The organism is Algivirga pacifica, assembly GCF_039543525.1.
Lineage (GTDB): Bacteria > Bacteroidota > Bacteroidia > Cytophagales > Flammeovirgaceae > Algivirga > Algivirga pacifica.
In genome coordinates, this window is record NZ_BAABJX010000005.1 from 121,564 (window position 1) to 135,492 (window position 13,929).

The window sequence follows — 13,929 nt, forward strand, 5'->3', positions numbered from 1 at the left end:
AAAAGGAAAGTAGGTAAGAGGATTCCTAGTGGCGGCCCTCACCCCAGAGTAAATCCCACCAATATAATATCGTCAATCTGCATGGCACCTCCCTGCCATTTGTCTAAGGCATTTTCGTAGATGCTACGTTGTTTGAGCATACTTTCATGGTGATGGCGATCAATCAATCTTCGAAGCTGCCTTGAACCAAACTTCTTCCCGCTACTCCCATTGAATTGATCTGTATACCCATCGCTATACATATAAAAACGAGTGTCGGCCTGATATTGGATCTCATGAGCCGTGAACTTCTTTTTCTTGCGAGTACTGTATAGTCCGCCTACAGAACAGCGATCGCCTTTTACGGTGCATAGTTCACCATTCTTGGTATATAACAAAGGCCGCTTGGCTCCGGAGAAATACAGTTTTCTGGTAAAGGTATTAATAAAACATACGCCCATATCTATACTGACGTCTTTCCCCCTCAATAAGATTTGAATACGCTCATCCATTTTGTGCAGTAACTCTATAGGGTCTGTAATTTTGCTGACGGCTAAAAAGTCATATAACAGGTTGTAGGCCATAAAGGATAACATGGCACCTGCTACTCCGTGTCCTGTACAATCGGCGACGATAATCACTTGAAAATTACGCACTTTCCCAAACCAGTAAAAGTCACCACTTACCTTATCCTTGGGACGAAATAGGACAAAGCGATCGGCTGTAATACTGTTGAACATATGGGTGTCTGGGAGCATACTTTGTTGGATACTTTGGGCGTAATCTATACTTTCGTTTAACTCTTGATACTTTTCTGAAAGGGCTTTTTTCTCTTTTTCCAGCGTATTTAAGGCCTCTTGTAAAGAAGTATTATTATGATGGATAAGATTTATTTTTTCTAGAAAGGAATACTTTAGTTGACGGATTTTGATAAGCTCTTTCTCACTACTTACCTGCTGTAAGCTTCCAATTGTTAAAGAGAAAGTACACAGAACATTTAATAAGAGAGTAAACTCTTTAGCGTGTGGTATGGGGTTTTGAGTACAATAGTCCAATACATAACCAATAACAAACAACAGGACTCCTCCTCTAAGAAAATAAGTACTTTTTTTCTCTTGTTGAGTAATATTTTGCTCCCACAAGAGTACAAATAAGCAAGTGGCAGATAAGAGATTACTTCCACAAAATATCAGTTCTGGAAGTTGTGGAGTAATATAAGAAAGGATTAAGGTGAATAAGGTAAGTCCTCCAATACCTTTGATAAGGTTTCGTGTTATGGAAGAGGATAAGCTTTTTAGAGGAAACAGTAATACGAATAGGATGTAAAGCAATAGTATATTCCACAGAGGAATGTGCGCTTGTACAAATGGGTAAGGTGCATCAATGCTGCTCGTTAAAAAAATAAAGGAAGAAGAAAGGAAAGCTAGGGGAAGGCTAGTGCTCTGTGCTTTGAAGACAAAAAGGTAACTGTTTGCCAAAAAAGCAAATAGCAACAATACCCATGAGATTTGCACAACAATCTCAAGGGAAGAAAATAGGAGTTGACTCAAGGTCAGAAAGTACTCTACATGTAATAAGGTGAAGGCAGTAAACACCAAAAGCAAGGTAAGGTGTTTTTGCCGTGTTGGGATTTTTGTAATGTTAAGCATTCCGTAGCACTGTAGGCACGTGGCCCTTGAATGAAGTTATGTACGATGTAGTCGAGGTTTCTTAGTAGGTCGTTATCAAAATTTAATGAAATTATTGGATATATTGAGTATAAATAATGCGCTTTTTTGAAGATAGAGTGTAATTTTTTCCCTAAAAAATAGTATTAAAAATGAAAAAGAATCAAATGAGTGTTTTACAGAGTAGTTATTATGCGATATACAGTGTATTAATTATTTCTCTATTCCTTTTTACTGGATGTAAGCAAAAAGTGGAAAAAGAAATAATTTCAAGGCAAGAGGAACAATTGAATGAAAAGTTGGATAACTGGCATAGGGCTGCTGCAGAGGCTGACTATGAAAATTACTTTGGTTTTATCGCATCTGAGGGTATTTATATAGGCACAGATGTCACAGAACACTGGACTAAGAAAGAATTCTCGGCATTTAGTAAGCCTTACTTTGATAAAGGAAAAGCCTGGAGTTTTCAGGCTAAGGAACGTAATATTTTCCTTTCAGCAGACGCTCAAGTGGCTTGGTTTGATGAGGTGTTGGATACTTGGATGGGCGATTGCCGTGCATCAGGAGTATTGACCGTTATTGAAGGGGAGTGGAAGTTACAGCATTATCAATTATCAGTGACTGTACCTAATGAGAAGATTAAAGAGTTTCTAGAACTAACTGCCAAACAGTAAAGTATACGGGCCAACAGTTGAGGCGGCTTGCGCCGCTGGTTGAGTGGAGCTGCGCTCCGTTGAGATGTGCTTCGCACGTTGAGATTTTGCAGTACTGCTCTTTCTCAACAGCCCGAAGGGCTACTCAACGGAGCGCAGCTCCACTCAACCAGCGGCGCAAGCCGCCTCAACTACAGTTATTTATTGTTTCAAAAACCGCTCTACCCATCGTTGACCTTCACTCTGTACTTGCAGTACATAAGGCCCTGCAGTAAGAGACGTTGTATCGATGGTTTGGGATGCACTACCCAAATATCTTTTTTCTATCAGAACTCTTCCGTAAAGGTCGAATATGCGGAGGGTATAAGGCTCTCCAATTAAAGGAACCGTGACCGATAATTGATTTCTTGTAGGGTTGGGATATATTTTTAGTGGCGTAACTTCTTCCGGTGCTACACTAGAGATCGTATTTCCATCCGTATTGAGTAGGTTGGAGGGAGATGAGAAGCCTTTGGCATTAGCGACATAGATGCGATAGAAATAGTACTGTTGCGATATGGCAGGAATCTCATCCTCCAAAGAAGTTTGAGAGAGATCGTCGATAATCGCAATGGTTTCAAAGTTGAAGTTGTTGAAGCTTCTTTCCACAACATATACCGCATTTCCTTCTTGTTGCTCATCACCTTGATAACGGTTCCAGGAAAGTCGAACATTGTCCCCTATACCTACTGCTTGTCCGTTAAGTGATACAGAAGGAGCGTCCATATTTAATGTATTTCTTCTTGGAGCAAGGGAAAGCACATCCAGCATACGCTCCTGTTGCTGCTTGGTAAACAAGTACATGCAGGAGTCGGCAGGGTAGTCCATAAAGTTCTGGAACATGGCATAGTCATAGAAAGGATCTTCTTCACAAGCTTCAGGGCCTGGGAATACACAAGAGGTGTTGACACCTATATCTCCATGACTCTTTCCAATTAAAGGAGTATCTAGTACGAAGTCATCTTTTTGGCAGCTTTCGATTTCCCCCCAAGGGTGTAATAAACCAAGGTAATGGCCAACTTCATGGGTAGTTGTTCGTCCCCAATTAAAAGGAGTTCTTAGTTCAAAGGAACGGCTTTGTCGATTGTCTCCAAATACTTTATAGTCGATAACAATACCATCGTAATTATCTGTCCCTTTAGAGTAATTCCCTTCATTAATACCTAGTCCTTCAATTTGATTACTCACAGGGAAATAACCCAAGCCTAATAGATCATCCCGACGAAATTTCACTATCCATATATTAAGAAAGCGATACGGATCCCATTGGGTTTGGGCCATCAGATTAGGCAAATCTCCAATATCCCAGCCCTCACTATTATTGAGGTTGACTCTATTAATGCCAGCCTCTGGAAGAACATTACCAATGGGATCAACAGGTGAAAGCTTAAAATTGATAATCTCTTCTGCAGGAATGACCACATCTTTAAAAACGTCGGGTGTTTTCTCTGTATCAGCATTAAACCCATTGAAGTCCTGATTGAGTACATGAACCTGAGAAACAAGTTGCTCATAAGGGAGGTTTTCTCCTGTCCCTATGGGAATTCCGCTGTGTATTACATGAATAACGACCGGAAGTATAATCGGAGAAGTGGCACTTCTTCGGGCACTTGAATGCCAGTTTGGAATGGGCGTACTACGCTGATAAATTTTTGTATTGTTTCGCTGGGCAGGGGATATTGTAGCAGGTAAGTCATGGGCACAGCGTATGACCGACTGCCCCTGCAATTGTTGCGCAAAAGCGAGAAGTATAATGAAGAAGTAATAGCGGTAAAATGACATGTGTTCGTAGTTTGATCTCCATTGGAGAACGGTGTTTTTGATCAAAATATGTTGAGATACTTTGTGGCCTAAAGTATGGAAATATACACATTCACAGGGAATATCAGCAGCGAGGGAACAAGAAAGTACTCCTTTCCTAAGGATACTTCTGATAGAAAGCTATGTTTTAGGTCCTATTTTTTTAAATTTGCCAAACTTTACAAATCATCATTCCAATCATGAAATACAAGAGAATTCTTCTAAAACTTAGCGGTGAAGCGTTGATGGGAGACCAACAATATGGTATCGATCCCCAACGTCTGGAACAATATGCACAGGAAATCAAAAAGGTAGTGGACCAGGGGCTGGAGCTGGCCATCGTCATTGGTGGTGGTAACATCTTTAGAGGGATGCAGGCAGACCGTATCGGAATTGACCGTGTACAAGGTGACCATATGGGAATGCTAGCAACAGTCATCAATGGTATGGCATTACAAAGTGCACTGGAAGGACTAGGCGTATATACTAGATTGCTATCTGGTATTCAGATGGATAAAGTTTGTGAGCCTTATATCCGTAGAAGAGCCGTACGTCACCTGGAAAAAGGAAGAGTAGTGATTTTTGGAGCTGGAACAGGTAACCCGTTCTTTACTACTGATTCGGCTGCCAGCTTGAGAGCCATTGAGATTGAGGCGGACGTAGTATTGAAAGGAACAAGAGTAGACGGTATCTATACTGCAGACCCAGAGAAAGATCCTAATGCTGAAAAGATGGATGCCCTGTCTTTTGATGAGGTTATGGCCCGTAACTTGAAAGTAATGGATATGACCGCTTTCACTTTGTGTCAGGAGAATGGCTTGCCTATTATCGTATTTGATATGAATAAGGCAGACAACCTACGCAAATTGGTAGAAGGGGAGAATATTGGAACAGTAGTATCTTAAAAATCAGGTATGCCGCATAGTAGGTGTGACTTGTGATTTACTATAGTATAGTAGTTAAGATTGAAGCTGTCGTATGATAGGTGTTTATCGCTTATCGCTTATAACCGATAAACAATAAGCGATATATAATTCCGTAGACAGCGACAGGATTCTCCTGAGAGCCTATAGAATAGATTATATCTTCAGGATGGTTGATTGTCTGCATGATTTCTGTGTAAATTAGCCCCCTGATAAGTTCAAAGTGTTATTACAATTTTATAAACTGATAATATAATGGAAGAGGAAATCTCAATGTATTTGGATGAGGCGAAAGAGTTGATGGACCACGCCATCGCCCATACCCAAAATGAATTGGCAAAGATTAGAGCTGGTAAGGCTTCCCCAGCAATGTTGGATAGTATTTCTGTAGAATATTACGGAGCACCAACTCCTTTGTCTCAGGTGGCTTCTGTAACGGTGCCTGATGCCCGTTCAATTGTTGTTAAGCCTTGGGAAAAAACGATTTTGGCAGATATCGAGAAAGCAATCAGAGATTCTGATCTTGGCCTAAATCCAATGAATGATGGTGAAATTATCCGTCTGAATCTTCCAGCACTAACAGAGGAAAGAAGAAAAGACCTGGTAAAACAGGCTAAAAACGAAACGGAAAAAGGTAAGGTAAGTGTTCGTAACGTCCGTAAGAAAATCAACGATGGCCTTAAGCAACTGTTGAAAGATGGCGCTCCTGAAGACGCAATCAAAAATGCAGAAGCTGACGTTCAGAAATTGACAGACGAGCACGTAACTAAACTAGATGGTATCTTCGAGCACAAGGAGAAAGATATCATGACAGTATAATACAGTGAGCAGTGAACAATGATCAGTGAACAGTTTCACTTATTACTTTGAAAAAGGCCTTTGGCTTCCTAGGTAGGAGCTGAAGGCCTTTTTTTATATAGTGGTCTGATTATTAAGTTGGGCTATACCTCTTAGAACAGTGTTTTGCGTGGTTAGTGATTAGTGACTAGTGATTAATATGCATATCTAGTAAAATGATTTACCAATCACCAATCACCAATCACTAACCACTAACCACGAAGAGTACCCTAGTGCAGCTTATTACCCAAATAGCACAAGGCACCGCCTAAATAGCACAGGGCACCGCCCTGTGAACATATTAAAGTTTATTAACCCCCATCCCAATATATAACCCTCATAACGGTGACTATTGCAGAAAGCAAAGATCAAAAAAATCGTTATGGAAAAATCATTACCCTCAGAACTATTACCCTTTACCGTACAGTACCTGAAAGGTAAAAACAGAAGGTTTCAGCATATCATTTATTGGCTCATTTTACTGACCATCGGTTTGGCTTTGATAGCACTTCCTTTGGTTAGTGTGACCGTGAGTGTGAATGCTCCAGGAATCATTCGCTCTTCACAGGAACGACAATGGCTCAAGGCTGCAGTAGATGGAAAAGTCAAGGAGGTTTATGTAAGGGAAAATCAAACAGTCCAAAAAGGGACGCTATTATTAGTGATTGACCATCAGAACCTTGAGGAACGCATCAAGCTGTTAACGTTTAAGCAAGAGGAACTACAAGAGCAATTGCTTGATTTACAGAACCTGTTATCGATACAATTATTGACATTAACTGCTGAACGACTTCCTGTCTATACTTGGCATACAATAGAGTATCAAGAAGCTGCCGAATTACTGCATACACGATTGAGGGCGATACAAACACAGAGAGAGCAGGCAATCACTCAGTATAGAAAGGATAGTGTACTCCATCGTTCTTCAGCGATAACCACTCAACAGCTTATGAAGTCCAGAATAGCGATGGAGCAGCTCAGGGTAAAGCAGCAGATACAGTATCGGGAGCAACAAGCAGAATGGAAACGACTGTTTAAGCAGTTGCAAAACCAACAAAAGGAACAAGAGACAGAGCTATTTCAGTTAGACCGACAAAGACAACTTTACCATATCAAAGCAGAGCAAAAGGGAACGGTACAAGATTTACAGGCTTTGTATAAAGGAGCTTTTATAACTAGGGGACAAAACCTGATCATGATCTCTCCCGACCAGGAACTTATTGTAGAGAATATGGTGCCCTCCAAGGATATTGCCCTGATCCAGAAAGGGATGCCTGTGATCTGTCAGATAGAGGCGTATAATCATCACCAATGGGGAACCGTAGAGGGGAAAGTGGTAGAGGTATACGAGGATGCCATTTTTTCAGAGGGAAAGGTGTTTTTTAAGGTCAAATGTCAGCTACAACAGAAGTACTTACAACTCTCCGGTAAATATCAAGGCCACCTGAAAAAAGGAATGACGCTCAATACACGCTTCGTGGTGGCAGAGCGAACGCTGTTTCAGTTGCTTTATGATAAGGTAGATGATTGGATGAATCCCATACACCACCACTAAGCATTCCGTGTTGAATCGTTGAATCGTTGAATTGAGCTTCGCTCGTTGATTCGAGTTGATATGTTTTATGAGTATCAGTACGTATTTCAACCAACAGTTCAACTCGAATCAACTCACCGAAGGTAAAATTCAACGATTCAACGATTCAACAATAACTAATTATAACCCAAAACCATCAAAATGAAAGGCATCAGACAAAGAGATATTACCGACTGCGGAGCCGCATGCTTGGCTTATGTAGGGACATATTATAATAGTACATTTTCAGTAGCAAAGATCCGGCAACTAGCGGCAACAGATCAGGAAGGAACCAGTATGCTAGGGTTGCAGGAGGCAGCAATAGCCTTGGGGTTTGATGCAAAAGGTGTAAGGGCAGAGAAGGAAGTGCTTCCTGATGTCCCTTGTCCTGCCATCGCTCATGTAATCACGGATAAGGGGTTGCATCATTATGTGGTATTGTGTGAGACAGGGGTGGATGAGGTGAAGATAATGGATCCTGCAGAGGGTAGGAAACAGACGATCAAAAGAGAGCAGTTTGAGAACGAGTGGACAGGTGTTTTGTTGTTGGTAACACCTTCAAGTTGTTATGAGGAAGTAAGGGAAAAGCAGACGATGACAGAGAAGGTGTTGGCGTTACTTCGTCCTCATCGTGCGGTGTTGTTACAGGTGATTTTGGGAGCGGCATTGTATACTATTTTGGGGTTGTCTACCTCTATTTATGTGCAGAAGATTGTTGACCACGTTTTGGTAGAGGAGAATCATAGGCTACTGAATTTGATGGGGACAGGGATGCTACTCATCTTGGTGTTACAGTTTGTTTTGGGGATATTCAAGGCATTATTTGTCATGCGTACAGGTCAAAAGATGGATGCTGACTTGATTCTGGGCTACTATAGGCATGTGCTCCATATGCCTCAGACTTTTTTTGATCGTATGCGAGTAGGAGAGATTACCTCCCGTTTGGGAGATGCGATTAAGATCAGAGCCTTGATTAATGAGGTAGGGGTGAATATGGTCGTCAATATTTTCATTGTTCTATTTTCTATCATCGTGATGACAGTATATGCCTGGAAGTTGACTTTAATGGTCGTTATGGTTTTACCTTTGATGATAGCCATATACCTTGTAGTGAATTATTTCAATCGTAAAATTCATCGGGCTGTTATGGAGCAATCGGCTATGTTGCAAACACAATTGGTGGAATCACTTAATATTGCCGGTACGATGAAAAGCTTTGGGATGGAGGACTTCTTTTCCTTGAAGACAGAATTACAGTTTACGGGGGTACTAAAAGTGTTGTATCAGGCAGCCAAAATAGGGATACTCTCCGAGAATACGACTAGAGCAATCAATTTACTGACCACCATAGGGATATTATGGGCAGGGGCTAACATGGTGCTTTCACATGAGATGACAGCAGGAGAATTACTTTCTTTTCATGCGCTGTTGGCCTATTTGATGGGGCCCTTGGTACAGTTGATAGGGATGAATCAGAGTATACAAGAAGCCAGGATCGCTGCAGATCGTTTGTTTGAGGTGATGCAGTTGGATACAGAGCCTCTAAGGGAAGGGCAAGAAGTACTTCCTGAGATGTTGGGAGACATTGTGTTTGATAAGGTAAGCTTTCGTTATGGCGCTAGGAGTAATGTGTTTTCAGATTTATCTCTTAGGATTCCGAAAGGGAAGTACACTGCAATTGTAGGTGATAGTGGTTCAGGAAAGTCTTCAATTGTCAGCTTGTTGCAAGGGTTATACCCTATTCAAAAAGGAGTCATTCGGTTAGGGGGATACAACTTGCAACATGTATCTATGAAGTCTTATCGGGAGCAGTTAGGAGTGGTACCCCAGCAAGTAGCTTTAATCGCTGGTTCGGTTGCTGAAAATATTGCTATGGGAGATTTACATCCTGATACAGGGAGAATGATGGAGGTGTGTAAGCAGTTGGGAATGGAAGGGTTTATCCAATCTCTGCCTCAAGGGTTGAATACACCATTGGGAGAGAACGGGGTTAACTTATCAGGAGGACAACGTCAGCGTTTAGCAATTGCAAGGGCCTTGTATCGAGATCCTTCCATTATTTTGATGGATGAGGCAACTTCTGCACTGGATACGCTTACAGAAAAGAGAATTCAACAGGGAATATTACAGCTCATCAGAAAAGGTAAAACGCTCTTGGTGGTAGCTCATCGTTTGTCTACCGTAAGAAATGCGGATCATATTATCGTGATGGAAAAAGGGAAAGTAGTAGAAGAAGGAACACATGAAGAATTGCTAAATCACAGAAGAAAGTATTATAAATTGTGGCAAGAGCAAGGAGGAGATGTCTTTTTTACCTAGTAATATTATTTGTAAAATAGTCCATTATTTTATAAAATTACGAAGAAATATCTCTCTTTAATCCTATTTCAGTCAAGGTTGTCATGTATTTGTCCGTTATTAGGGAGAGACGAAAACTTGCCGCTAGAATGTCATAACTCATTATTATGAAAAACCTTATTATACAAGAAAATAAACAACCTTATATCCCTTATATTAATTTTGATGCTTCCACTGGGAAATGTATAATTTCAGGAGAGTCATATCCTGAAAATGCATTTGACTTTTACGCATCACTCACCTCTTGGATTAAAGAGTATTTTGATAGTGGGAAAGAAACCCTACAGTTGACCATTGATTTATCTTACTTTAATACGAGTACAGCTAGTGCAATGATCATCTTTTTTGAAACCTTAAAGGTATTTCAGGACAAAGGAAAACAATTACTGGTAGAGTGGGAGTACGAAGATATAGATGGCAAAGAGGAAGGAGAGTCTTTTGCCATGGATACAGAAATTAAAATGACCGTAAAGGAGAAGAAATCATAAAAAAATATGAGTCATCCCATATTAATATTTAAGGGGTGACTCATGTTTTTTTGTTTAAAAAATGCCTTCATATATTAAAAAACGGCCTTGAAGAATTGCCGTTAAAATTTTTAATCGTAAAAGCGTTAAGAAAATTCCATTGTTTGAGCGTAGCGAGTTTGGAATTTTTAGCTTTTGCGATTAAAAATTAGGCAAATTCTTCAAAGCCTTGATTTTTTTGCTTCGTTTTTTCATCAAGGAAAAAATGAAGAGGCTCATAAAGGGCTCGTGAGATAGCTGTAAAGTGATGAATTCTCAGAAAACTAAGTCATTTGTTAATAATGGGATGACTCATTTTTCTTTATTGTCCAATGTATTTCAAGAACTCGTTCTTAGTCTCAGGGTCTTTAAACTTCCCAGAGTAATGTGCCGTTACTGTAGCACTACTAATATCTTCTACTCCTCTCATGGATACACAAAGGTGTTTGGCATCAATAAGTACCGCAATATCGTCGGTTTGCAAGGTTTTCTTCAAGTCTTCGGCAATTTGTACCGTAAGCCTTTCCTGAACTTGTGGACGTTTGGCATAGTATTGTACCAGACGGTTGATCTTCGATAGGCCAATTACTTTTCCATTAGAAATATAGGCAACATGGGCCTTCCCAATGATTGGAACAAAGTGATGCTCACAGTTGGAGTAGAAAGTAATATCCTTCTCCACCAACATCTCATTGTACTTATACTTGTTCTCAAACAACTTGGCATCGGGACGGTTCTCAGGATTCAATCCACTGAAAACCTCCTTAACATACATTTTAGCGACACGATATGGTGTACCTTGAAGACTGTCATCCGTAAGATCTAATCCCAAAATATCCATAATACTACGGAAGTGTTCTTCGATCTTTGCTACTTTCTCATCTTCACTAATCTCGAAAGCATCAGAACGCATAGGAGTATCATAGGACGTACCGATGTGTTCGTCTCCGATATACTCTACCTCCTGTATATCTCTGTCGTGATGCACTCCGTTGGTTGATCCATTATTGGCAGAAGTCTCCTTAAATAGAGGGGTATTCGACAAAGTTCCGTTCTGTTTCATATAGAATAACTTTTAAATCTAGCTGGGGGTCCAATACGGGTCTCAATCGTTTCCAGATGGCAATACAAATATTTTCCGCCGTAGGATTGATAGTTTTAAATTCCTCGACTTGGAGGTTGAGATTTTTGTGATCGAACTCCTCTAAAACATATATTTTTATAAGATCCTTCAATACTTTCATATCAACAACATATCCGGTAATAGGATCCACTTCCCCCGTCACTTTTACGGTAAGATCGTAATTGTGACCATGGTAGTACTCATTATTACACTTTCCAAAAGTAGCCTTGTTTTCTTCATCAGACCATTTCTCGTAATGTAATCGGTGAGCTGCGTTGAAGTGTGCTTTGCGTGATACCGTAACCTTCATGTAATGATTCTATTGAAATACTCTTTCTTAAAGGCCTGATAATCAGATTTCCCTGTTCCTTAATCTAATTGGTTATTGGAATCAGGCCTGCAAATTTAGAGACAAATGTTAAATAAATAAGGGAGAATTATGAGAAAATAACACTTCTTTCTAATAGATCTCCTATATCCTGTCTGTTTTTTCACTCATTTAAACACTTCAGAGATCCCTATTGTTTACTCTTTGATAAATTATTTTTCATGTAAACTATCTGACCAATACTATGAAACAGAGGACAGAGGTTACCGTGGTAGGAAGTGGAATGGCAGGGTTGACAACGGCTTGCTTACTGGCACATGCTGGAAAAAAGGTTACCGTATTGGAGCGAAATTGGCTTCCGGGAGGTTGTACAAGTTCCTATTGGCGAAAAGGCTTTGTCTTTGAAAGTGGTGCCACCACCTTGGTGGGCTTAAGTCCTCATATGTCTTTGCAGTATTTATTGAATACAATAGGGGTAAGTGTGGAGGCAAAGCCTTTGGCGTTACCTATGCAGGTGTGGTTTGAAAAAGGAAAATCTATTGATCGTTACGAGTCTCTGGAAGCTTGGATTCAGGAGGCTGAAGCTACTTTTGGTTCGGAGGGACAAAGGGATTTTTGGGAGTTTTGTTTTCAGGTCAGTGAGTTTGTGTGGGAAACGTCCTTGCAGCAGACCGCCTTTCCTCCGAGTACTTTGGGCGATTTATGGTATTGTATCAATAATGCCTCTTTACGGCAAGTGCGTTTTGCCCGTTATGCCTTTCAAACCATGGAGGATTTATTGAGGAAATACGGCTTGTTGGAAAATGAACGTTTTGTGCAATTTGTCAATGAGCAACTTATGATTACAGCTCAAAATACGTTAGAAGAGGTCAATGTTCTTTTTGGTGCGACAGCACTGTGCTATACCAATTATACTAATTATTATATGCCCGGAGGATTGATTAACCTGGTCAATCCATTGGTAGAATATATCCAAGAAAAAGGAGGAGAGGTATTGCTTAGACATGAAGTACAGAACATCGAAAAGACCTCAGCGAATACCTATATCACCCATGCGAGTTACAAAGGAACTTCCTATCAATGGGAGAGCGACCTAATGGTTTCCGCATTACCCATCAATAATACCCTACCGTTATTCTCTGAAAGCAGAAAAGTCTTTCAGCAGAAAAAAATGGAAGCTAATACTTTGAGTAGTGCTTTTCAGATGGGAATTGCCTTCAAGCCCCATCGAACACAGGAAAGTATTCATCATCAAATTCACTTTCCTGAACTCTCGTCTTATACGGGTAGCCATAGTATTTTTCTTAGTCTATCACATCCAGACGATACGACTCGTTCGGATGAGGATGGGATACAGGTGGCCTCTGTCAGTACCCATATCCATGATTTAGAAAACCGAATGGATATAGATAAGTCTGTGATAGAACAATTGATTCTTGATAAGCTAGAGAAGTTTGATTTTATCAAGAAAGAGAATATAGTATACCGACATGCCTCTACAGCTCGTGCCTGGGAAAAGTGGACCGGCAGGGCTTATGGTTTTGTAGGTGGGTATCCTCAAAAAGCACAGATAAAACCCTGGCAAATGTTGGATGCCCGTCTGGATGGCGCAGGCGCCTATATTTGTGGAGATACAACGTATCCGGGGCAGGGGATTCCTGGAGCTTGCCTTAGTGGGATTATTGCTTTTGAGAAAATAAGGAGAGATTATTTTTAATGAAGAATGAAGAATGAAGAATGAAGAATGAAGAATGAAGAATAGGCTTTGTCACGGTTAATTGTTTATAAGCAGGAAAAAGCAGTGAACTGGTCCAAGAGTTCAAATTCCGAACGAGGTACGAGTACGGAATTGCTCTTGGACCAAGCGATTTACTACAACGGCTAACGGCTCTCCAAGGATGCATTTTCTGCTCATATGAAACAAACCGTGATAAAGTCTAATGGCCAATGATTAATTTTCAATAATTAAGACACTCTAGAATTAGTTTAGTAAACCTTTTGGGTGATTCATTTTAATTAAAAATTGAAAATTGATCATTGAAAATTAATCCACTCCATATGCGATATTCATTTAACTTGATATAGTGAAGTAAAATAGCTTTGACGTTCATCAGGCTATTTTACTTCAATTTGGGGCATAGTC

The 13,929-nt window shown here is 40.3% G+C and carries 11 protein-coding genes; 7 read left to right on the forward strand and 4 right to left on the reverse strand.

The genetic code is table 11. The features are described 5' to 3' along the window. Window positions 1-38: 38 nt before the first annotated feature. Window positions 39-1,628, reverse strand: coding sequence for a PP2C family protein-serine/threonine phosphatase (locus tag ABD985_RS01470; protein ID WP_345368643.1), 1,590 nt, complete (start codon window positions 1,626-1,628; stop codon window positions 39-41). Between the two features lie 170 nt (window positions 1,629-1,798). On the opposite strand from ABD985_RS01470, the gene ABD985_RS01475 reads away from it, so the two are divergent. Next, entirely contained in the window at window positions 1,799-2,320 is a 522-nt protein-coding gene (locus ABD985_RS01475) for a nuclear transport factor 2 family protein (RefSeq protein WP_345368644.1), read from the forward strand. A gap of 180 nt (window positions 2,321-2,500) precedes the next feature. Here the strand turns inward: ABD985_RS01475 and ABD985_RS01480 are convergent, their stop codons facing one another. After that, the gene (locus tag ABD985_RS01480) at window positions 2,501-4,120 is read right to left on the reverse strand and encodes a T9SS type A sorting domain-containing protein (RefSeq protein ID WP_345368645.1); all 1,620 of its coding nucleotides are present in this window, start codon (window positions 4,118-4,120) and stop codon (window positions 2,501-2,503) included. Between the two features lie 218 nt (window positions 4,121-4,338). On the opposite strand from ABD985_RS01480, the gene pyrH reads away from it, so the two are divergent. From pyrH to ABD985_RS01505, 5 genes are all read left to right on the forward strand, one after another. Further along, window positions 4,339-5,043 (forward strand): UMP kinase, encoded by a 705-nt coding sequence (gene pyrH, locus ABD985_RS01485; protein WP_345368646.1) that lies wholly within the window; start codon window positions 4,339-4,341, stop codon window positions 5,041-5,043. Between the two features lie 273 nt (window positions 5,044-5,316). Then, window positions 5,317-5,880 (forward strand): ribosome recycling factor, encoded by a 564-nt coding sequence (gene frr / locus ABD985_RS01490; protein ID WP_345368647.1) that lies wholly within the window; start codon window positions 5,317-5,319, stop codon window positions 5,878-5,880. Window positions 5,881-6,280: 400 nt separating this feature from the next. Then, the gene (locus tag ABD985_RS01495) at window positions 6,281-7,453 is read left to right on the forward strand and encodes an HlyD family secretion protein (RefSeq protein WP_345368648.1); all 1,173 of its coding nucleotides are present in this window, start codon (window positions 6,281-6,283) and stop codon (window positions 7,451-7,453) included. A gap of 180 nt (window positions 7,454-7,633) precedes the next feature. Next, a complete protein-coding gene (locus tag ABD985_RS01500) occupies window positions 7,634-9,790 on the forward strand; it encodes a peptidase domain-containing ABC transporter (protein ID WP_345368649.1) in 2,157 nt (718 codons plus the stop codon). Window positions 9,791-9,936: 146 nt separating this feature from the next. Continuing rightward, window positions 9,937-10,317, forward strand: a complete 381-nt coding sequence (locus ABD985_RS01505; protein ID WP_345368650.1) for a DUF1987 domain-containing protein — start codon at window positions 9,937-9,939, stop codon at window positions 10,315-10,317. 340 nt (window positions 10,318-10,657) lie between these two features. On the opposite strand, the gene folE is transcribed toward ABD985_RS01505, so the two are convergent. Together folE and ABD985_RS01515 are read right to left on the reverse strand one after the other, a co-directional pair. Next, window positions 10,658-11,398 (reverse strand): GTP cyclohydrolase I FolE, encoded by a 741-nt coding sequence (gene folE / locus ABD985_RS01510; protein WP_345368651.1) that lies wholly within the window; start codon window positions 11,396-11,398, stop codon window positions 10,658-10,660. Then, on the reverse strand, window positions 11,358-11,768 hold the full coding sequence (locus ABD985_RS01515) for a 6-pyruvoyl trahydropterin synthase family protein (RefSeq protein WP_345368652.1): 411 nt from the start codon (window positions 11,766-11,768) through the stop codon (window positions 11,358-11,360). Before ABD985_RS01515 ends, folE begins: the two co-directional genes overlap by 41 nt. A gap of 262 nt (window positions 11,769-12,030) precedes the next feature. Between ABD985_RS01515 and ABD985_RS01520 the strand changes: the two genes are divergently transcribed. Further along, window positions 12,031-13,503, forward strand: coding sequence for a phytoene desaturase family protein (locus ABD985_RS01520; RefSeq protein ID WP_345368653.1), 1,473 nt, complete (start codon window positions 12,031-12,033; stop codon window positions 13,501-13,503). Window positions 13,504-13,929: the final 426 nt, after the last annotated feature.